This window comes from Lactiplantibacillus sp. YT640 (assembly GCF_049745435.1).
Classification (GTDB): domain Bacteria; phylum Bacillota; class Bacilli; order Lactobacillales; family Lactobacillaceae; genus Lactiplantibacillus; species Lactiplantibacillus plantarum.
Window position 1 is genome coordinate 78,691 of record NZ_JBMNVY010000006.1, and the last position, 21,696, is coordinate 100,386.

Here is a 21,696-nt window from a genome sequence, read left to right on the forward strand (position 1 = left end):
TGTAAATCAGTAGTTCTAGGTTATAATGATGTTAGAGTAGTATTGACGGTGAATGGTTAGGTTTGCAAATTAATCATTACTTAAGCGGACGAATAAGGGCAGCCTTACAGGGGGAAACATCATTATGACAGAATCAGAAATTCATGAACGCTTCGTGGACACTTATATGCATATTTTAAAATATGTCGGGGACTTCGTTTCAGTGCCGACCCGGCCGTATAAGATAACGTTTGAGGCCTACACGGTTATGCGGATGATTGCAACAAGTGAGGAGCCGCTGACGTTGGTCAAGATTGCGAAAGAGCAGCGGGTTTCACGGAGTGCGATTGCACGTCAAATCAACGTGTTATTAGATTTGAAGTACATTGAACAGACCACGAATACGCATGATCGCCGAATCAAGTACTTATCGTTAACACCTGCTGGTCATAAAGTGGAACAGGAAATCACCACGGCTTCCGAGGAACGTTTTCATCAATGGGTCCAAGTCTATGGTGAAAAACGGGCAAGCGATACGTTGCGTTATATCAACGATGCGGAACAAAAGGCTACCGAACTGGGTTTCAGTGGCTTCAGTGGGTTGCATGATAAGCGGGGGCGGCATACCGAATATAGTGATCCTAAGACGAAGAATTAGCTAATATTTAGTTAATAATAAGAAACACCGTTTGAACCGATTATCAAATCAGTTCAAACGGTGTTTTTGATTACGCTAGGACTTATCCGGTGTTTGATGAGGAACTGTTGGCATCGTGAATCGCCAAGCCGCGTAGATGAGGAGTTGAAGTAACCACATCATCAAGACAAAAGCGAGCATCTTTAGCGACCACATTTCAACTAATTGTTTCACAATGTACTGTGGCGTAATTAGTAAGTAGATGGAGTGCAGTCGGAGGAATCGGCCAACGTAGACACCGACACTAGCAAATAGGAAGAGTGCGGCACAGATGATACCACGACTAGCAGGGAGTCGCTGGAAGTGTAAACGTTGGGTCAGTTGCTGGGCAATTCGGTCAACGCCCCAGGTACCAATGATTGTAGACACCATCATTGGCCCAACCAAGTAAGCGAAATCCCGCCACATCGGTAAGTCGAAGCGCAAGAGGCCGTTGATGCCATACGGCTTCAATAGGCTGAGGTGGAATAAATCAGTCATTAAGTACGGTGCATTCGGATAGAAAAGCAACCAAATGACCGCAATCAGCCAAAATAATAGCGGGCTACGTCGGGGTGTCAGCCAAAAACTCAGCTCGATCGGGACATAAGCCAAAATTGAATTAAGTAATAGAAAATGGAACGCGCCGTGCAAGTCGACTGCTGCGAAGATGAAAAATCCCCAGAATGCGAGTCGCACAAACCACCGCTGTAACTTAGTCATTTAGTCACTTCCCTTCTGGTACTAATTCTAACAGAAATATTAATCAAGCAATATTAAATAACATCAAGCTTAATATTTATTCAAAATCTAGCTAAAAAGCGCAGGCTCTGCTGAAATCGCACCGCGAGAACCGGGTTGCCGTGCTATAATGTGAAAGTAAATGATTTTCATGAGGAGGAGACTAATGACTTTCAATTGGAGCGGTTTGTTGACCTTACAAAACTTTGTCCGACTCCTTGACATTCTTGCGGTATGGTTTGTCATTTATGAGCTGATTGTGTTGCTAAGGGGCACTAAAGCCGTACAACTGTTTCGCGGGATCGTTGTCATTGCGATTATTAAAGCTGTGAGTGTTTTGATTGGTCTGGACACGGTATCGTGGATTATGGATCAAATTATTAACTGGGCAGTCATTGCAATGGTTATTATATTCCAGCCCGAAATTCGGCGAGGATTGGAGCATTTAGGGCGTGGCTCCATGTTTGCGCGTGGTAAGCGTCAGAATGAAGATGAAGAGCGGATGATTGCCGAACTGGATAAGGCCATCCAATATATGGCTAAACGGCGGATTGGCGCTTTAGTGTCGATTAAGATGGACACGGGTCTTGAGGATTATATCGAGACTGGGATCGCATTAGATGCTGATATCACCGGCGAATTATTAATTAATATCTTTATTCCAAATACGCCGTTACATGACGGTGCCGTTATTATTCAAGATAATCAAATCAAGGTTGCGGCGGCGTACTTGCCATTATCTGAAAGCAATCTGATTCCTAAAGAGTTAGGAACTCGGCACCGTGCCGCGGTCGGAATCAGTGAGGTAACGGATGCCCTCACCATCGTCATTTCGGAAGAAACCGGTGAAGTGTCGATTACTAAGGACAATGAGCTGATGCGGGGGATGACGCGTGAAAATTACTTACGGTATTTCCGCCAAGTCTTACTAACGCCTGAGGATTCAACCAAGCAAAACGCGCTTCAAAATTGGTTTGGACGAGTTTTCGGAGGAGGTCCCCGAAAATGAAAAAATTTATGAATAGCAATTGGTCAATGCGGCTACTAGCACTGCTGTGTGCGTTGGTGCTCTTCGCCTACGTTAATTCGTTAAAGACAACGCATAACGCCAGTATTTTGACGAATAGTTCATCGAAAACGACATTGACATCTAACCGTAAAGTGACCATTAGCGCGCCCTTAGAACTGAACGTGAATAGTACGAAATATTTTGTAACGGGCTATCCCGAAAATATTAAAGTTACGATCGAAGGGCCGTCTGCTTTAGTCACAACTACGGCTAACACGCAGAATTTTAAAGTTTATGCTAATTTATCTAAGTTGGCAGTTGGGCGGCACAGTGTCAAAGTCGAAGTCGATGGCTTGAATAAAGAATTGAGTTATGGACTTAGTCAAAAGTACATTCATGTTAATATTCAGCCACGACGAACGGCTACTTATAAGGTCAGCGCAGACTTCAATAAAGCCAACGTAGCAGATGGTTATGAAGTTGGATCGGCACGGCTCGGAACATCATCTGTCAAAGTTACGGGCGCCGTCAGCGAAGTTAGCAAAGTCGCGAAAGTCGTTGCGGTCGTTAATACCAACAAGAATTTAGAGAAATCCGTGAACCAGCAGGCTATCATTGAAGCATTAGATGCCAACGGTCAAAATTTGAACGTTGTCTTGACGCCTTCGACCACGTCGGTGTATATTCCCATTACGCAGGCGACAACGACGAAAGATGTGCCAATCGATTTGAAAGCCAGTGGCAAGACCGCGGCGGACACCAGTTATTCATTCTCATCTGACACGAAGTCAGTGACGGTTACTGGCACGAAGGCGGCATTGGCGAAGTTGAAGTCTTTGCCAGTCAATGTTGATGTGACGAATGTTGATTCAACCACGACTAAGACGGTCGATGTTTCGACTAGCGATGAGGATGGGATCTCGTCAGTTAGCCCAACGTCGGTCAAAGTAAAAATTACAGTTAAAAATGATTAATCATGACACTTTTGAAATGAGGTAAATTATAATGAAATATTTTGGTACTGATGGTGTTCGGGGAATTGCAAATTCAGGCTTAACACCTGAAATGGCTTTTCGTTTAGGTCGTGCTGGTGGCTACGTATTGACGGAACATGCGGAAAACAAGAGTACGCAACCACGCGTTTTAGTTGCACGCGATACCCGGATTTCGGGCCAAATGCTGGAAGAAGCCTTGATTGCCGGCTTGCTTTCAGCCGGAATTGAAGTTTTACGTCTCGGTGTAATTACGACGCCAGGAGTGGCCTACTTAGTACGGATCCAAGATGCTGACGCGGGTGTCATGATCTCGGCTTCTCACAATCCAGTTGAAGATAACGGGATCAAGTTCTTCGGTGGCGACGGCTTCAAGTTGTCTGATGCCAAGGAAGAAGAAATCGAAGAATTACTGGATCAACCGAAAGACACTTTACCACGGCCAGCAGCAGAAGGTCTGGGGACAGTTGCTGATTTTCCAGAGGGTAATCTTAAATATTCACAATTCTTGGAACAAACGATTCCAGATGACTTAAGTGGCATTCATTTGGCTGTCGATGGTGCCAATGGTTCTACCAGTAACTTAGTTTCCCGGATTTTTGCGGATTTGAACGTGGAATTTGATACGATGGCTACGGCACCAGATGGCTTGAACATCAACAAAGGGGTCGGCTCAACGCATCCCGAAGCATTATCTAAATTCGTCGTTGAAAAAGGCGCTCAAGTTGGTTTAGCCTTTGATGGAGACGGTGACCGTTGTATCGCAGTCGATGAACTTGGAAACATTATTGACGGTGACAAGATTATGTACATCTGTGGAAAATTCCTCAGTGAACGAGGCAAGTTGAAGCAGGATACGGTCGTCACAACGGTCATGAGTAACCTGGGCTTATACAAGGCCTTAGAAGCAGCTGGTTTGCACAGCAAGCAGACCCAAGTTGGTGACCGCTACGTTGTCGAAGAGATGTTGAAGGACGGCTATAACCTTGGTGGTGAACAATCTGGTCACGTGGTCTTCTTAGACTTTAATACGACGGGTGATGGCATGTTGACTGGAATTCAGTTATTGCACGTCATGAAGGAAACGGGTAAGAAGCTTTCTGAATTAGCCGCCGAAGTGACGACTTACCCACAAAAGTTAGTGAATGTTAAGGTTCAAGACAAGAAAGCCGCTTTGAACAATGATAAGATCAAGGCAGTTATCAAGGACGTTGAAGATGAAATGGCCGGTGATGGTCGCGTCTTGGTACGGCCTTCTGGAACCCAAGATTTATTGCGGGTCATGGCAGAAGCGAAGACCGACGAACTGGTTAGCGCTTATGTAGATCGGATCGTCGATGTGGTCAAAGCTGAAGTTGGCGTTGAATAATTAAGTGATCAGACCGATCATCAAAAAAGTCGTTACTCCTAGAGTCGCGACTTTTTTTGTTGCCATGAAACGAACGGTTATTGCTAAATGCGGTTAACTGGCGACTGTCAGGGGACCCAGTGCCTCCCAAACCAATTTGACCGCAAAAAAGTTACAAAAAATTCGAAAATTCGTGATGCCCTTGATTTATAAGCGTTTGAGATTGGTATACACGCTAACTAACACGTATACCAATATAATATATTGTTGACTTTTATTAGATGTAACGGTAAAGTTAACTTGTTTCTAGGAAATATACCAATTGGAGGCTAGACTAGACCAATTGTTAATTGGTTAAAGCGGAATAGCGCCAGGACTTTAGAATCTAAAGTTGACGAGGATGACGTTTATCGATAATCGACGGGTGACGTCAGGGACTGCACTCTACAGGTCAATTACAAAAACCGACTGTGAGGTTGGTGACAGATATATTGACCACGCAGCTAGAAACAATTCAAACAGTAAAGGAAGATTAATTTATGTGTGGAATTGTTGGTGTAACGGGTAAAGATAGTGCAGTATCAATCTTATTGAACGGATTGGAAAAGTTGGAATACCGGGGCTATGATTCAGCTGGTATCTATGTCAATGATCAAGATGGTCATGACTATTTAGTTAAGGAAAAGGGTCGGATCGATGACTTACGTAAAGAAGTAGGCGAAGCTGTTCATGGTTCGACCGGGATTGGGCATACTCGCTGGGCGACTCACGGTGAACCGAGTGTTGCCAATGCGCATCCTCAAGTTTCTGCGGATGGCCGCTTCTACTTAGTTCACAATGGCGTGATCGAAAACTTTGAAGACTTAAAACAGACTTATTTAAGTGACGTGACTTTTAAGTCTCAAACAGATACAGAAGTCATTGTTCAATTAGTCGATCGGTTTGTCACCAAGGAAGGCTTGAGTACGTTGGCCGCTTTCCGTAAGACGTTAGGGCTACTCGGCCATTCTTCATATGGGTTCTTACTGATGGATAAGGAAGATCCTGACACCTTATACGTCGCAAAGAATAAGAGTCCATTATTAATTGGGGTCGGCGAAGGCTTCAACGTGGTCTGCTCAGATAGTTTAGCGATGTTAGACCAAACGAAAGATTTCTTGGAATTACATGATGGCGAAATCGTGGTCGTTAAACCTGATGAAATTAAAATCACGAACCAGGCCGGTGAACCAGTTGAACGGAAGCCATTCCATGTCGACATTGACGCAGCTCAAGCTGACAAGGGAACTTATCCATTCTACATGTTAAAAGAAATCGATGAACAACCGAATGTGATGCGGAAGCTATCCCAAGTTTATCTTAATGATGCGGGTGATCCAATCATCAATGATGACTTGTTAACAGCTCTTAAAGCAGCCGATCGACTATACATTGTGGCTGCTGGGACTAGTTATCATGCTGGTCTGGTTGGTGCAAAGTTATTTGAATCGTTGGCTAACGTGCCAACTGAAGTGCACGTTTCGTCAGAATTTGCATACAACCAACCATTATTATCAGCACATCCATTCTTCATCTTCTTGACCCAGTCTGGTGAAACTGCTGATAGTCGTGAAGTGTTATTGAATGTGAACGATCAACATTTCCCAAGCTTGACCATCACGAACGTGCCAAACTCAACGTTATCACGCGAAGCAACGTACACGTTGTTATTGCATGCCGGCCCAGAAATTGCGGTTGCTTCAACCAAAGCCTATACCGCACAGATTGCCTTACAAGCCATCTTGGCTAAAGCGTTAGGTGTGGCCGTTGACCAACCAGCTGCAACAGCTTTCGACGTGAAACAGCAGTTGGCGTTAGTCGCTAATGGGATGCAAAGCTTAGTTGATGAAAAGGCTACTTTTGAAAAGATTGCTAAGAGTGCCTTATTGAATACGCCAAACGCCTTTTATATTGGTCGGGGACTGGATTACGCCGTCTCATTAGAAACGGCCTTGAAACTCAAGGAAATCTCTTACGTTCAAGCTGAAGGTTTCGCATCTGGTGAATTAAAGCACGGTACGATTGCTTTGATTGAAAAGGATACCCCAGTGATTGGGATTATTACGCAAAAGAATACCGCTGGGTTGACCCGCTCCAACTTACAAGAAGTTGCTGCACGGGGAGCTAAGACAGTTACTATCGTCACCGATAGTTTAGCTAAAGATGGTGACACGGTTATCTTGCCAACGGTTGATGAACGATTAACGGCTTTGCTTAGTGTTGTTCCTGGTCAGTTATTGGCCTACTACACGAGCTTAAACAAGGGCTTAGATGTGGACAAACCACGGAACCTTGCCAAGAGTGTGACCGTTGAATAATTTAAAGTAAGTGTGTGGGCACCAAGAAACGTCACCGTTCGATTACGGTGGCGTTTTTTGATTGCCCACAAAGCTTTTGCATAATTTTTAACTACTAATATTCATAAGGCTATTGTGAAAGTTGACGATCTTTTGGTATGATAAAGTAAGCGGTTGCGATAACACAACTAAATAATTAGACTATTGGGGATGAATGGTCATGCTGAAATATAAATATTTTGCACAGCCAATTAATAACCTTGGAATCAACCGAACAATCTTGTATGAGTTATTATTACGACAGTGGGATGAGAGGCAACAAACTTGGCGAATACCAGCGACCTTTGAAATAGCGCCAACAGAATTGATTCAATTGCTGGATTGCGCTATTCAGGAATTAAATAACCATCATGTTTCCATCAATTTAACGGCGCGTCAGTTTGCTAATCCTGACTTTCAAGCTGCAATTAGTCACTATGTGCAGACGCATTTGTTACCACGAGAACTAACTGTTGAGCTAGTTGCGACACCTGAGCTAAGTGAGTTACAGCAATTAAGTGTTGGGTACCGGGCAGCTGGTATATTACTTGCTTTTGATGATGTTGGTTCTGATAACCTATTCCAACAGATCAAAATGATGTTGCCATATGTGAATACGGTTAAATTCGCGTTACAAAATATGCGACCGCTGGGGACCCCAACTACGGATGCAATTGTTTCGACGCTCAAATTTTGGTTTGATAAGGCGGAGGAACAGCAAATGCTATTTACCTTTGAAGGCATTGAATCAGCGGCTGATGTTCAACTGGCTAATCATCTAGGCATTACGCGAGGGCAAGGATATTATTTTGCCAAACCGCAACTACCCGCGACATTTATGGCATGACAATAATGGTATGCTACAATAGTATTCGTAGCAATGTAACTGAGTGCCATGTTGATGTTTAATCGGCTGAATCACATGACGAGACGAGGCCGATTTTGTTAGTAAATGATAAAAGATGGGGTGGCTACTTGTGGCAATCAATTTAATTGCAACTGACTTGAATGGAACATTATTGCATCAAGATCAGCGTTTTGACAAAGAACGGTTTAAACGGGTATTGGCGCAGTTACGGGCGATAAATGTTTCCCTAGTACTTTCGTCCGGTAACCAATATGCCCATCTTAGACAGTTATTTAAAGATGTTATGGCGGATAATCTTATCGTTGTTGCTGAAAATGGGGCGTCGATTTATGCCCAGGACCGCTTGATCTTTGATGGTAGTCTTTCAGCAGACCAGCAACGAAAGTTTGTGACTGTTGATCGTTACCAGCCACTATTCAAAGACGCATACGTAATCTTAGTTGGTAGCCATGGGTCGTATACTGAGTTAGGAGCACCTGATAAGTTAGTAGCGATGGCCCGTCAGTTTTATGATCATTTACACTTGGTTGCGGATCTGGCCACTGTTGATGATACCGTTAAAAAAATCAGTATCTCAACGACACCGGACCAGGCTGCTGATCTGGTGGCACGAGCTAATGATTATTTTGATGGCGAGTTACGTGCGCATGATAGTGGGTATGGCGTCGTAGATTTGGTTGATCAGCGGGTCGGAAAATTACCAGCAATTCAATTCTTGGCGACTAAACTTGGGTTAACTGCAGCTAATGTGATGGCCTTCGGTGATGGGGCGAATGATGTCCCATTATTGCGATATGCAGCGCACAGTTATGCGATGTGCAACGCACCGGCGGACATTCAAGCCGCAGCAAAACACGTGACGGCCCTGGATAATGAACATGATGGGGTATTAGCAACCATTGAACAAGAGTTGTTAAATAATTAAAAGCCTATAACTAGTCAGTAAAAAGCTGAGCTATCGAATGAACATCGTTATTCGATAGCTCAGCTTTTTGGGTCCTATTAAAGTGATTGATTAGGGTAGAAGAATTGATGAATGCCATAAGTGTTGAGCGAAACTAAACGCTGCTTTAGTTCAGCCAAAGATAGTCCTAAATCACCATTAAAATAGAGCCGGAAAAAGGTTAAATTGTTGTGGATCAAAAAGCTTGAACAGACCTTAGCATCGATTGCAGATAAATGATAGTTTGTTTGAATCGTCGTTGTAAGCCCTGCTACCACGGCAGCGTGGATTTTCCGAGACAAAAAACTGTAATCATCATTCAACAAAATGACTCGGTGAAAAGCTTCAGATTGGCGAAAATAGGTCACTAAGCGATCAAAGATTAAGCCGGGTTGGCTAATGTTTTTCTTGAAATCTTGCGGGTCAATGAGTGCTAGAATCTTATCAGCACCTTCTTGAACGAACGTTTCCGCTAAATCGTCAATGGAATCGAAATGTAAATAGAAAGTTTTGCGGTTGATATTAGCGACACTTGTGAGCTCCTTAACAGTAATATCACGATAGCGCGGATACTTTAAAGCAAGCGTCCGAAAAGCCTCTTTCAGCGCAGTCTGGGTGCGCTGAACACGTAAGTCAGTAGCTGGCATAATCTGATCCTCCTTATTAATTACATTTGATGGGGTGGTCATTATTAAACCGCCGCTAAATGTACTAGTCGTTAAGCCACATGTGGGTATTATTATCATAATAGCACTTATTTTGATAGTTAACTCGTCCTGAGTCATGACAGATTAACTCGCGCAACGTGCATAATAGCATATGCGCCTAGTAGGTAAATGGTAATGAGGCCATGTCCGTCGACTAAAATGGGTTAGGAGATTTTCGTTCAGTCAATGGTATGGTGTAACGCATTATTAGTGAGTCAAAAAAGCTCCCAGTAGTTTGCATTCTGGGAGGTCGATTTGAATCATTCTTGAGTAGTTAGACATCGTAAATATTAGAAAAACGATAGGCCGTTTGGTAGGTTACAGGAATATTAGGTTCGATAATGATACTGCCAAATTCCTTGTGGTGAATAGCATCCGGTAATTTTTGTGCTTGCAGGGAAAGACCAAGTTGAGAACGCATCGGTTTACCGCCATTGAGTCGATAACGATCATCACGGTAATTAGTTGCACTGGAAACCACGACTGCCGGAGCGTTCGTTCGCATCGTGACTTTGCGTCCACTGATGCGATCTAGTAATTCTACTTGTGGATATGGGGTGTCGTTTAAGACGAAGCCGTGATGGAGCCCGCCCTTGATGTTAGCAACCTGGGGCCCAACCTCGACTGGGTCACGAAAATCAAATGGGGTGTCGGTGACCCATGGCAACTTACCAGTTGGAATACCGTGTTTGTTTAACGCGGCGTACTCGTCTGCATTGATTTTAAGAACATGGTGGTCAATGAGGCGTTCCGCATCCCCACTTAGATTGAAGTGGGGATGGTTGCTGGGGTTGAATAAGGTTGTTTTATCACTTTTACCAGTGTAGCTAATAGTAAATTTACCGTCGTTATCTAATACGAAATTAGCCGTGATCGTCATTGTCCCGGGATAGCCGTTCTCACCGTCCAAGGTAATATATTGCATGACGAGTCCAACTTGATCACTAGTGTGCAGTTTACGTTCTAAAAACCATGGTTCAAATGAAATTTGAGGCATATTACCACCGTTTAGATGATTTTCGCCCGCATTTTGAGTTAAGTCATACTGCCGCCACCGGGCATTTTTGATGATCCCCGCAACCCGAGCGATGGTTGCACCGAAAAAAGATTGATAGGTGATGTAGTCGGCGCCGTCGTCAAATCCCAAGACAATATTTGCAAAATTACCATCTTTATCATGGGTTTTGATCGCGGTGACTGTGGCACCCCAGTCCATAATAGTGACGCTCATATGATGATTGTTCACTAATGTATAATAATTAATCCCGTTCCCCTGATGCTCGATTATTTTCATAATGCCCTCACTCCCATAGCTGCCTGACATGTTACCGCCTACTTTTAGTATATTTCATTCTTAAAGGGAATGCGAATAATAACCCAGCAAGTGTCAATGCGAGAATGGTAGGTTTAGTTGGTAGTGAGGTCGATTTAAATAACCGGTGTAAATAATTATAATTGATTGTTGATAATAATTAAAATTATCTAGGTTGAGAAGTTTATTTTAAATCTTGGTAATTGTGAATGGTACCAATCTATTAAATAAGGTGAATTAATTAACTTTGTGCAAGTAAAGACGGCAATTTAGTGGCGAACATGGCTGGCTGAGGGTGTTAGAAAAAGATTAATGAGTAAATAGAAATAATTTATCTATTTATTTTGGCTAACTGTTGACAACGCTTACAATATCGCTTATTCTTAGTTTGTAAGGTATTTAATTACCTTCTAATCAATTCTCTTTCTCTCTTATGCCGACCACTATCTGCTTGGATAGTGGTTTTTTTGAGTGAAATTAGCGAATTTATGGCGGACTAGATGAAGATAAGGCTCTCTTGTAATTTTTGAAGATTGATGTTTACTCAGAAAAAGGAGTGCTCGGCTGATGGTAGCATTTTGGGGCTGACTGAGTTAGTTTAGTGTTCATCAAGTACAGGTGATTAGGCATACCAAGCCTGATCACCTGGCAATTACTGGTCAGTTTTGACACGACTGCCAACCCCGCTTATACTAAAATGTGAAGTGAGGGATTGCAGTTGAAAAACCATGAAGTATTAGACTTAATTCAAGAAATAACACGTAATGATGGGACCTCATACATGGAGATCGGAAACATGTTGATGAATGGCCGCGCTGAGTTAGCAGCTGAACGTGGTTTTATTAAGCAAGTGCGGATATTACAACTAAACATTCCGCATTCCACGCATGTTGCCAAGTATGAGCAATATATTAATGAAACATTTACGATTCCCGATGAAACGATGGATCATTGGGAAGAATGGACAAAAACACCTGACATGCAAGCTGAGGTCGATCTGATTTTGAAAGAAAATCATATTGGCTAAAAGCTGTTAGCCAAAGTCTAGCGCAGGAGTGTGAGTTTATCAAACGGCGGTTGTTTTTTAGTAGGCGTTGGCTCAAAAGTTGAACTTTCAGAATGTCAATTCTCTAAGCTCAGCTTTTTTGTTTGGATCATGTAATTGACTGATTGTGGTGATTTAATTGCGGGTGCGTGGTGGGGGAAAATAACTTACAAACGCTAGTATCAGTGTTATTATCAATAAGCATGTTTAAGGAGGCTCGTTATTAAATGAAGAATGGGGCATTGCTACAATTTATTCAAAGTCATTTCCAGACCCGTTTTCGTTTTCGTAACGCGTTTGAGACCCAATTGACTGTTCAGATTTTAAGTCGATTAATTGGCGAACATCCGGAAAGTTTGTTATTGACTCGGCGAGATGTTGAAGCGTTGGCAGGCTGCTCATTGGACGCGCCGGCACTACAGCGAGAATATTTTCCGCAGCGTGCGATGACACTGTTAGAAACGGCGTTAGATGAGCTGGTTACGTTAAGTGTTATCATACACCAGGATCAGGGCAGGACCCGTTATCCCTTATTTCGGAGCGTACAGCTTGATCAAGTGTGTCAACGAATTGTGTTTAACTTGAACCTGGACGTGTTGCCACAATTAACGGACTGGTCACGGGAATTACAACAAGAACAGGAGCGATTTTAAGTGACAAAGAGTGTGATTGAAACCTTACAGGACCATCGAACGCGGCGACAATTTACCACTGAACCAATTAGTGATGCGCAATTCGCGCAAATCATCACAACGGCACAACAAATGCCGACTAGCCAATATTTACAGGCATACAGTTTGATTGAGATCACTCAGCCTGCACTACGGCAACAATTGGCCACGATTACGACGATGCCAACGGTTGGTGAAAACGGCCGTTTATTAGTTGTGGTTGCGGACCAACATCGCAACGTCAAGCTAGCACCGGGTGCAACGACGCGCCGGGCACTGAGTGAATTTGACCGCTTTGCTGGTAGTATTGAAGATGCCACGCTGATTACAGCGGCGATGGTGATGGTCGCTGAAAGCATGGGTCTTGGTAGCGTTGTACTTGGATCAATTAACAACGACACGCAGGCGGTGATTGACGCACTGCACTTGCCGGACTTGACGTTACCCGTCTTTGGGTTGCAGTTAGGGCACCCAGCGGATGTTCCTGAAAAGAAACCTCGATTAGGGTTGCCCGCTGTGTTGTTTCAAGATACCTATGCTGAGCCTGCGAGTTATCAGGCGGAGTTAGACCGGTTTGATGGCGTTTTGAATCAGTATTATCAACATCGGAGTAGTCACGCCCGTACGGAACACTTAGCGCACATGACGCAGGAAGCGACCCACTCAGCGGCCAAACGGCGAGAGTTTTTGACAATCGCTAGGCAGCAGGGCTTTTTGCCGGAATTAGACCAATAATCGTTACCATAACACTAATAATTAGAATGGCTGAACGAAAAATAACCGTTAATGTAACGCTCCCATGTCGCTATTAGCTGACAGAGGAGATTTTTTGGTACCTGGGAGGACGAATCTTAACATTAAAATAAGATTAAATATTGTTATTTTTACTAATTATAATATAATTAATTCTGAGACGATGTTTACTAAGCAGGCCCGGGCTGCGTTGCAGATTCGAGTGAAAGCTGAGTCGATCCTTATTCTGATGTGTGATAGTAACATTGTTGCAAGGCTTGAAAGGGGCGGATAATGTGATCAATGCCAACTTCAGAAAACTTGTCTTAGGGCGAGCAGTGGGTAACGCTGGTGACAGCATCTACATGATTGCCATGAACTGGTTCATTCTCCAATTGACCAACAGTGCGTTGTGGATCGGCATCATGAATGTGGCTATTGTTTTACCGGGCGTGTTGTTGTTTCTGTTTGGTGACAGTATCGACCGACATTCTAAACGCCGATTATTAGTCGCGGTTGAATTTTCACAGTTAGTGATCGTGGTCATGCTAATTGGATTAGTTGCGTTACATATTAAGTTGCCAGGTATCTATGTCGGGCTGGTATTCGTCGCGGCCCTTTTTGGATCACTAGCTTATCCGATTCAAGATACATTAGTACCGCTGCTCGTTGAGCCAGACCAGCTAGTTCAAGCACAAGCGGACATGTCAATTGCCTACAAGGAAACGGATTACGTGTTCAACGCGCTGTCTGGATTTTTGATCAGCCTCTGCTCAGTGCTCGGTGTTTTAATCATGGATGCAGCCACGTTTGTCGTTACCGTTGCCACTTTTAGGCGGATCAAACTCGCTGAACCCCGTCAGCAACACACGCGGGAAAAGTCCTTGTATCTCAACCAGATTTTGGTTGGTTTCAAAATTATCAGCACTGATCCGCTGCTGCGTTTATTGACGTTTGCGAGCGTCGTCATGAATTTCTTCTTTGGCGGTTTGAATACGTACGTCGTTTTATTTGGGCGGCATTTCGGTGGCTCGATCTACTACGGTATTTTGGAGTCGATGTCAGCCGTTGGAATATTATTAGGGATGACGGTAGTCTACCGACAGTTAAAAAAGTTGACCGTTCGGCAGTCTTACCTCATCGGCAACTTTGGGCGCGCGTTATTCATGATCTTGACAGTAGTGTCGTACAACCAGTTCTGGCTGTTTGCCATCATTTACTTACTGAGCTTTGTCTTTCAAGGACTGACGCAAGTATTTGAGACACCGATGATTCAAGCGACGGTCGGTTCAGACCAACTCGGGAAGGTAATGACCTGCTTTTATACGCTGGTTTCCGTGACCTTACCGCTGGGTTCGCTAGCGTTTTCTTTCCTAGCTGACCGCTTTGATTTACGGCTATTTTTATTACTATTTGCCCTCTTTTATGCCGGCATATTCCTGCTATTTCTAGCCAGTCACGCCTTCAAAAAAGTAGACGAACTACAATTATCATAAACCCCACGCGATATTCATTAATCTGTCATCAATCATGATTAAAACGTGCCGATTAGGTGGATTTCTGTTCGTCAGCAATGATCGTCCTATTCCGACCTCCGGGGCTGGGTGACAATTGCTGGAACGTAAGCCGACATCGATTTGAGCTAACGCCCAACCCGCGTCATCTCAAATACGAATCTTATTCTAAGCCGGAAGGAAATCACTTCCGACTAAGAATAATTTGGCTACTGAGCATTGTCACCCAGCCCCTCCAGTCTCAAGAGTGTGCGGGGCCACGAGTTGAAGCCGAGCATTGCCTAGCCAACGGATTAATGCGGTTTTGGCATTAGTCCGTTGGCGTGGCAAGCACAGGCTTTAGTGGCACCGAACACGTTTCGGGAAGCCGCTCGAATGGCAGTGATGGATTCAAGGAAAATAGTGCTGAACTAAAAACGTCGTGACTGACTTCAGTCGCGGCGTTTTTGACTAGAAATTTAGTTTAGTTGGTACTTGATTGGGCGTCGATTGGGGTGTGCTTGAATAGTTGGGCTGCTTTGACGGCGGCTTGCCAGCCTTGGTAAAGGTTCGCACGTTGGGGCGCGGCCATTCGGGGTTGGAAGACATTGCCGGTTTGGTGGATTGATTTGAGTTCGTCCAAATCTTGCCAGTATCCCACGGCTAGGCCGGCTAAGAATGCAGCACCGAGTGCGGTCGTTTCGAGGTCAGCGGCCCGGATGATCTTGACATTTGAGATGTCGGCTTGAAATTGCATCAGCCAGTTGTTGCGGGCTGCCCCGCCGTCGACCATGAGTGTGGGCATGGTGATGTTGGCATCGTTTTTCATCGTATCAATGACGTCGCGGGACTGGTAGGCCAGTGACTGTAGCGTGGCTTTAACAAAATCAGCCCGGGTGGTCCCGCGGGTTAAGCCAAAGACGGCTCCACGGGTCTCGGAATCCCAGTAAGGTGCGCCCAATCCGGTGAAGGCGGGAACTACGTAAACTTCGTTGTGATTATGGGACTGTTGGGCAAGACTTTCGGATTCTGGTGCTGATTCGAGCAGTTGCATGCCATCGCGTAACCATTGCAGGGCCGAACCCGCTACGAAGATGGAGCCTTCAAGCGCGTAATTGATGTTGCCATCAAGCCCGTAAGCGATGGTCGTTAAAAGGTTGTGGTCGGATAATTGCGGTTGCTCGCCCAGATTCATGACGGTAAAGGCACCGGTTCCATAAGTATTTTTGACCATGCCAGGTTCAAAGGCCATCTGACCAAATAGTGCGGCTTGTTGGTCGCCGGCCATCCCGCTGATTGGAATTTGGCTACCATAAAGCAAGTAGTCCTTAGTCGTGCCATAGATCTCAGAGTTGGACCGTACTTCTGGGAGCATCGCAGCAGGAATGTTCAGTAGGTTCAGAATCGTTTGGTCCCATTGTAAGTCGTGAATGTTGAATAACATGGTGCGACTGGCGTTGGTGTAGTCGGTGACGTGGGTCTCGCCACCAGTCAATTTCCAGACGAGCCAAGTATCAATAGTCCCGAAAAGAAGTTCGCCGCGTTCCGCGCGCTTTTGGGCACCATCAACGTGGTCTAAGATCCAGCGAATTTTCGTTGCTGAGAAGTAGGCGTCGGTCACTAGGCCGGTGTGCCGGTGAATCAGATCGCCCATACCATCAGCGATGAGTTGCTCAGCTAACGGTGCAGTTTGCCGGGACTGCCAAACAATGGCGTTATAAATGGGTAGACCGGTTTGCTTGTCCCAGACAACGGTAGTCTCACGTTGATTGGTGATCCCGATGGCTTCGATTTGATTAGGTTTAATATTAGCGTCAATTAAGACGTTAGCGATCGTTGAGGAAACCGCGTTCCAGATTTCAGTAGCGTCGTGTTCGACCCACCCCGGTTGCGGAAAGTATTGTGGAAACTCCTTTTGGGCGTCGGCAACTTTTTGACCGGCGTGATTAAAAATAATGGTGCGGGTACTCGTGGTCCCCTCGTCAATGGCCATGATATATTTGGCTGACATAACTTGTTCCTCCGAAGATTGTAATCAATAACATCATCTTTGATGCTAGCATGGATGAGTGGATTTGTGAATAAATATCAAAAACTTAATATATAAACTGGCGTCCCACGAAGTATCTAGAATTAATCATCACACCCATACCAATCCGCTGGAATGAAGAAAGGGTTACCATGCTTGTTTTGATAATATTACTTTTGTACAACGGTTAGTAACGGTGTTGAACTAAGATTAATGAATATTTGAAATGTAGACCAATCGGCATATAATGGGGACTCAAATCGGTGTGAAATGGAGGATTCCTAGTATGCAAAAACGACGCTTTTTTCTTAAAGGCTCTGCTGCCGAGGTTGCTTGGCTCAATCGGCAGGCGGCGCGGGGCTATCAATTGACGGCGATTCACGGTCTGAGTTATCAGTTTAAAGAAGTCTCACAAGCACGTCAGTTGATTGCCGAATACATGCCACAGACGACGTTACAAGCTATGACGACGGTCTTCCAACCACTTACTAGTTATACGTTTCATGATGATATGACGGTGGTTTATTCAACTGTGGCCCCTAAACAACGAGTGGTCAACAATGATCAACAATACCGCTTAGCAGTGTATCGACATGCTCGCGATGTCGCCTTGAACTGGCTCAATGGCTGGGTGTTGGTAGTCTGGCTCATGATGAGTGCGACGATTGTGATTAGCTCGCAATTGCAAGCAACGCCACTATTAACCCGGTTGTTATTACTTGGGTTGGCACTTGGTGCTGGGGTGATGGTGGCAGGTATTATCGTTGGTGTTCGGACAGCGATTCGTTGTCACCGGGAAGTGTGTCGCTTGATCCGTATCACAGGAGACGATCACGAGACGTGGAAGCCGACTTTTCACGTGTTGTTTAAGCATCAACAGGCCGCTCCCGATACGACTTGCTGGGATGATTTAGGCAACTGGCAACTGGCACTGCATAATCAGCGTGGGGATTACTACTATGAGTTAAAAACAACATTGAGTGAATTAGAAATCACTAATACACTGGCACAACGCTTTTCAAAACAGGACTTTTCCGTGGTATCGTGGTTAGGTTTGTACGTTGTTTGAGGCGGATATCATATTAATTATGTGAATTTAGTGTGACTTTTTTTAAAAAGGACTTGTTTTTTATCATAAAAGCGTGTATAAATACAGACATAATCATTGCCCGGTAGTTCAGCGGTAGAATAATTGACTGTTAATCAAGAGGTCGCTGGTTCGATCCCAGCCCGGGCAGTTGGTCATGTTTAGTTAAGTAGCGGTATCTCGTGAGGTACCGCTTTTGTCGGCACAAGTACAGAATAGCGCTGGCATTTGATGGGTAATTGGCTGGCAGAACTTTAGAAATAATTAACTAAAAAAGTTCTGACAAACCTTGACTATTCTTGACTAAAACCGTATACTTACTATATTAAAGTAAGTGGTGTAAAGTCACTTGCTGAAACTTAGGAGGAATTCATCGTGACAGTAAACTTATATTATTCAACGTCCAGCAAGTCTAGTCGTAGTGCACGAGCATGGTTAGTTGAGAATAACATTCCATTTAATGAACGCGACATTATTGCTAATCCTCTGGATCGCGATGAATTGAAACAAATCCTCCGGCTCACTGAAAATGGCTTCGAGGACATCGTTTCAACGCGTTCTAAGGCTTTCAAAGCATTACACATTGATTTGTCGGACTTAGGCTTCAATCAGTTATTGGACCTATTAGTTGAAAAACCACAATTACTCAAGCGGCCAATCATTTATGATGGTCGGCGGTTACAAATCGGTTATAACGAAGAGGACATTCGGGCATTTTTGCCACGTTCGGTACGTAAGTCTGAATTACGTGAAATTCAACAAAAACTTTATGACGATGATCAACAAGCAGTTGGTTAATCGGATTTAGCGTTTGAGACGAAAGCGGCCCATCAAGAATTGTGTTGATATTCTTGATGGGGCGTTTTTTTGTCGAAAGAACAATATCAGCCAGCCACCAGGGCGCGTTAGGTTGCGTGTCTTCTTAACAGCGTATCGCGTTGTAGGGCGTTATTTTACTTGCCGATTACCGCCCGTTACCTTTGCTGAGTAAGCAGATTCCTTGGTATAATCAGTTGGTTTGTGTACAATGTAAAAAGGCTTAAAGGAAACGGAGATTTTAACATAATGAGTGAACAAGACCAGGCTGCCTGGGCGATCCAGGCACTCGCCGCTTTGAAGACGGCTGATAATCAAGTTGTTGTGGAGAGTATCATTAAGGTCATCGATGACCAACAGGCTGAGATTGAGAGTCTACGGGGTTCAATGGAAGGCCAATTATGGAGTCCAACTAGCTGGCATCAAGATCAGCAAGCGCAACGTGCCGCGCATGAGGACAAGTCCACAACTAACCATTAAAATTGAGAAGACGCCACAAAAGACGGTTGTTAGACTATTATTGGTCTAACAACCGTCTTTTTGTCACTGCGTTTGTGAATTTAAGTTGAGCGCCATGCCGTGATTTACGGCGCAGTCGAGCATTAAGCAGCCAGCAAGGGGGTGCAAGCTTCAGGATACAGTTGTGATCAGTAATCCGTGACGCTTGTCTTGCGGTGCTGGGCCACAAATTGGAAGGTAGCTGCCACGAGTCCGCCAATCAGGATACCCGTTGCGTTGGCAATGACGTCGTTGATATCGCTACTGCGATTGATCAGCCAATGTTGTGACATGAAATATTGCAGACTTTCAATGCTGGCACCCACTAACAAGCCCGTTAATCCGAGGCCCAATAGTGGGTAGTGATGAAAGTGGCGTTTAATTCCCCAGCCTAAGGGAATCGTCAGAATGATATTTTCGATAAAGCCCAGCCCGTGAAGATACAACCGTGATAGGTTCACTTGGCCGACACCAGCTGGCATCACGTAGATGGCAGTTCCGTCGAATGACAGCGGGGTAAACAAAATCACACTAAGGCCAAATAAGTAACCTAAGCCGAGTAGCTGCCGCGTCCGGGCTTGTGGCTGGCGAACGTGGACAAGAATCACCAAACAACTTAGTGTTGCAACTATTAAAATAATTCTGAACGGTTCCCAACGCATGCACACCACTCCTCGGTTTGGATTAACTGTATCTTACCGTAAACTCAGTGGTCAGAAGTAAAGAAGACGTGAAGCTTAATGAAGCCTTTAACGGCTTAACCAAATCCCAAGTAAATCAGTGGTTAGATGACCGTGATTGATGTTGGTCGTCAGCCATATTCGCAATTGGTTTCGTAGTCAGCGCTAAAGCAGCTACAATCATAATGATAATTAGACTGAACCAGAGTGCGATCTGGGTGCCGAGGGTGGTTTGCATCGTACTCGAAGCACTCGGTGCCATGCGGGTGCCCAATGTAATCAAGACGGCCATAATGGCGGTACCGAGCGAACCAGAATACTGTTGTAGGGTGTTGAAAAGCGCGTTGCCATCGTCCATTAGTTGGGGCGGCAATTGTTGTAAACCATACGTCAGGGCATTGTTAAATAAGCAACTGAACCCAATTTGAAAGCCAACAAATAAGCCAATGATCAAGCCGACCGAGAGATGCTGGGCTAACCCTGCGAGACTTAGTGTTGCCAACAGTAAAAAGCCACTACCAATTTGGAATGGTCGCCGAATGCCGCGACGGTCCATCAATTTACCAGCCAAAGGTGATAGTATTGCTGAACATAAGCTTCCTGCTAATAGCATTAAGCCCGACACTAACGCATTTTTACCCAAAGCGAGTTGTGCAAAATTAGGGAGCAGAAAGGTCAGTCCAATCTGAATGAATTGAATGAAGAAGTAAATGGGAAGCGCCCGGGTAAAGTTACCCTGTTGGAAGACGGCCAGGTTGATTAGTGGGTGCGTGGTTCGGGTTGCCGAACGGGTAAAAGTCAGTACGGCGAGTACCGCTAATAACAGTGGTAACCAGACGAATACTAAGCTTAAGCCATGTGTACTAAGGTTATTGACGCTAAAAATCAGCAGGATGAGTGTCGCGACGACTAGCCCGAATTGGCATAAGGGGAACGGACGTGACCGTGGTGCCTGCGTTTGGCGAATAGTTTTGGCCGTTATCAGCCAAGCAATCAGACCAAACGGTAGGGTAATGCCGAAAATTAAGCGCCAGGATAATAGTTGTGTCACTAAGCCGCCATATGTTGGTCCGAGTGAAGGGGCCAATGCGATCAACATTCCAGCGGTCCCCGTAAAACGACCCTGAGCAGTGAAAGGGACCTGGGTCATGATTTGCGCAAATACTAATGGTAATGCCAATCCAGTTCCGATGGCTTGAATGATTCGACCGAATAGTAGTAACCAGAGCTGTGGCGCGACTGTACATAATAAACCGCCAAGAACGAAACCAGCCCCGCCAACGTTAATAATTGTCCGCCAACGGAAGCGTTGTTGAATAAACGCCGTAATAACCATGGTAGCGGCTACGGCGAGTAAATAGGCAGTGGTGACCCATTGAACCGTTGCTAGAGTGGTGTGGAATTGGTGCATCAAGGTCGGAAAGGTAACGTTCATTGATGTTTCAACTAAAATACCGCAAAAAGCCAGACTGGCGGTGCCAAAAATTGCAACCTTCGTTTGGGTTGGGATGACAGGTGTTGTTGTAGACAAAATAAAACCTCCATTGATCAAGGCCAGCTCGTTTCGTATGTGAAACGACGCTTTTCTTGACCAACGGAGATTCCGTTGTAAAGATATACAAGCATCAAAGACGACCTTGATGAATTTATTAATGATTTAATCCTAGCATACTACTGATAAAAATGTCAGTCCGA

At 44.7% G+C, this 21,696-nt stretch carries 20 protein-coding genes and 1 tRNA gene; 15 read left to right on the top strand and 6 right to left on the bottom strand.

Going from position 1 to position 21,696, the window contains the following annotated elements; translation table 11 throughout:
- The first annotated feature begins 124 nt into the window (after positions 1 to 124).
- On the top strand, positions 125 to 637 hold the full coding sequence (locus ACOV1R_RS06270) for a MarR family transcriptional regulator (protein ID WP_003641069.1): 513 nt from the start codon (positions 125 to 127) through the stop codon (positions 635 to 637).
- Between the two features lie 75 nt (positions 638 to 712).
- Here ACOV1R_RS06270 and ACOV1R_RS06275 read toward each other — a convergent pair whose 3' ends face one another.
- Positions 713 to 1,378 (bottom strand): DUF1361 domain-containing protein, encoded by a 666-nt coding sequence (locus ACOV1R_RS06275; RefSeq protein WP_015825221.1) that lies wholly within the window; start codon positions 1,376 to 1,378, stop codon positions 713 to 715.
- Between the two features lie 184 nt (positions 1,379 to 1,562).
- On the opposite strand from ACOV1R_RS06275, the gene cdaA reads away from it, so the two are divergent.
- The 6 genes from cdaA to ACOV1R_RS06305 all read left to right on the top strand — a co-directional run bounded on the left by cdaA (position 1,563) and on the right by ACOV1R_RS06305 (position 8,913).
- Complete coding sequence (cdaA, locus tag ACOV1R_RS06280; RefSeq protein ID WP_021356940.1) at positions 1,563 to 2,405, top strand: diadenylate cyclase CdaA; 843 nt, start codon at positions 1,563 to 1,565, stop codon at positions 2,403 to 2,405.
- A complete protein-coding gene (locus tag ACOV1R_RS06285; RefSeq protein ID WP_003641072.1) occupies positions 2,402 to 3,379 on the top strand; it encodes a CdaR family protein in 978 nt (325 codons plus the stop codon). Before cdaA ends, ACOV1R_RS06285 begins: the two co-directional genes overlap by 4 nt.
- A gap of 31 nt (positions 3,380 to 3,410) precedes the next feature.
- The gene (gene glmM / locus ACOV1R_RS06290; protein WP_003643988.1) at positions 3,411 to 4,766 is read left to right on the top strand and encodes a phosphoglucosamine mutase; all 1,356 of its coding nucleotides are present in this window, start codon (positions 3,411 to 3,413) and stop codon (positions 4,764 to 4,766) included.
- 518 nt (positions 4,767 to 5,284) lie between these two features.
- The gene (gene glmS / locus ACOV1R_RS06295) at positions 5,285 to 7,102 is read left to right on the top strand and encodes a glutamine--fructose-6-phosphate transaminase (isomerizing) (RefSeq protein ID WP_003641075.1); all 1,818 of its coding nucleotides are present in this window, start codon (positions 5,285 to 5,287) and stop codon (positions 7,100 to 7,102) included.
- A 199-nt stretch (positions 7,103 to 7,301) separates the two neighbouring features.
- Positions 7,302 to 7,967, top strand: coding sequence for an EAL domain-containing protein (locus tag ACOV1R_RS06300; protein ID WP_225914131.1), 666 nt, complete (start codon positions 7,302 to 7,304; stop codon positions 7,965 to 7,967).
- A gap of 130 nt (positions 7,968 to 8,097) precedes the next feature.
- Entirely contained in the window at positions 8,098 to 8,913 is an 816-nt protein-coding gene (locus ACOV1R_RS06305) for a Cof-type HAD-IIB family hydrolase (RefSeq protein WP_021356942.1), read from the top strand.
- A gap of 77 nt (positions 8,914 to 8,990) precedes the next feature.
- On the opposite strand, the gene ACOV1R_RS06310 is transcribed toward ACOV1R_RS06305, so the two are convergent.
- Together ACOV1R_RS06310 and ACOV1R_RS06315 are read right to left on the bottom strand one after the other, a co-directional pair.
- A complete protein-coding gene (locus ACOV1R_RS06310) occupies positions 8,991 to 9,578 on the bottom strand; it encodes a TetR/AcrR family transcriptional regulator (RefSeq protein ID WP_003645807.1) in 588 nt (195 codons plus the stop codon).
- 334 nt (positions 9,579 to 9,912) lie between these two features.
- Complete coding sequence (locus tag ACOV1R_RS06315) at positions 9,913 to 10,962, bottom strand: aldose epimerase family protein (RefSeq protein WP_054518991.1); 1,050 nt, start codon at positions 10,960 to 10,962, stop codon at positions 9,913 to 9,915.
- A 706-nt stretch (positions 10,963 to 11,668) separates the two neighbouring features.
- Between ACOV1R_RS06315 and ACOV1R_RS06320 the strand changes: the two genes are divergently transcribed.
- The 4 genes from ACOV1R_RS06320 (at position 11,669) to ACOV1R_RS06335 (ending at position 14,894) form a co-directional block, all read left to right on the top strand.
- Entirely contained in the window at positions 11,669 to 11,977 is a 309-nt protein-coding gene (locus tag ACOV1R_RS06320; protein ID WP_011101169.1) for a hypothetical protein, read from the top strand.
- Positions 11,978 to 12,222: 245 nt separating this feature from the next.
- The gene (locus ACOV1R_RS06325; protein ID WP_003641081.1) at positions 12,223 to 12,648 is read left to right on the top strand and encodes a hypothetical protein; all 426 of its coding nucleotides are present in this window, start codon (positions 12,223 to 12,225) and stop codon (positions 12,646 to 12,648) included.
- Positions 12,649 to 13,401, top strand: coding sequence for a nitroreductase family protein (locus ACOV1R_RS06330; RefSeq protein ID WP_003645805.1), 753 nt, complete (start codon positions 12,649 to 12,651; stop codon positions 13,399 to 13,401).
- 293 nt (positions 13,402 to 13,694) lie between these two features.
- Positions 13,695 to 14,894 (top strand): MFS transporter, encoded by a 1,200-nt coding sequence (locus ACOV1R_RS06335; protein WP_128485077.1) that lies wholly within the window; start codon positions 13,695 to 13,697, stop codon positions 14,892 to 14,894.
- A gap of 481 nt (positions 14,895 to 15,375) precedes the next feature.
- Here the strand turns inward: ACOV1R_RS06335 and glpK are convergent, their stop codons facing one another.
- On the bottom strand, positions 15,376 to 16,902 hold the full coding sequence (gene glpK / locus ACOV1R_RS06340) for a glycerol kinase GlpK (protein WP_128485076.1): 1,527 nt from the start codon (positions 16,900 to 16,902) through the stop codon (positions 15,376 to 15,378).
- A gap of 304 nt (positions 16,903 to 17,206) precedes the next feature.
- Here glpK and ACOV1R_RS06345 point away from each other — a divergent pair, with 304 nt between their 5' ends.
- From ACOV1R_RS06345 to ACOV1R_RS06360, 4 genes are all read left to right on the top strand, one after another.
- Positions 17,207 to 17,989, top strand: a complete 783-nt coding sequence (locus ACOV1R_RS06345) for a hypothetical protein (RefSeq protein ID WP_003645801.1) — start codon at positions 17,207 to 17,209, stop codon at positions 17,987 to 17,989.
- A gap of 97 nt (positions 17,990 to 18,086) precedes the next feature.
- Positions 18,087 to 18,158, top strand: a tRNA-Asn gene (locus ACOV1R_RS06350).
- Positions 18,159 to 18,382: 224 nt separating this feature from the next.
- A complete protein-coding gene (locus ACOV1R_RS06355; protein ID WP_003641090.1) occupies positions 18,383 to 18,805 on the top strand; it encodes a Spx/MgsR family RNA polymerase-binding regulatory protein in 423 nt (140 codons plus the stop codon).
- Between the two features lie 267 nt (positions 18,806 to 19,072).
- Complete coding sequence (locus tag ACOV1R_RS06360; protein WP_003643998.1) at positions 19,073 to 19,303, top strand: hypothetical protein; 231 nt, start codon at positions 19,073 to 19,075, stop codon at positions 19,301 to 19,303.
- A 167-nt stretch (positions 19,304 to 19,470) separates the two neighbouring features.
- Here ACOV1R_RS06360 and ACOV1R_RS06365 read toward each other — a convergent pair whose 3' ends face one another.
- Together ACOV1R_RS06365 and ACOV1R_RS06370 are read right to left on the bottom strand one after the other, a co-directional pair.
- A complete protein-coding gene (locus ACOV1R_RS06365; RefSeq protein WP_003641092.1) occupies positions 19,471 to 19,983 on the bottom strand; it encodes a VanZ family protein in 513 nt (170 codons plus the stop codon).
- A 115-nt stretch (positions 19,984 to 20,098) separates the two neighbouring features.
- Complete coding sequence (locus ACOV1R_RS06370; RefSeq protein ID WP_128485075.1) at positions 20,099 to 21,532, bottom strand: MFS transporter; 1,434 nt, start codon at positions 21,530 to 21,532, stop codon at positions 20,099 to 20,101.
- Between the last annotated feature and the right edge of the window lie 164 nt (positions 21,533 to 21,696).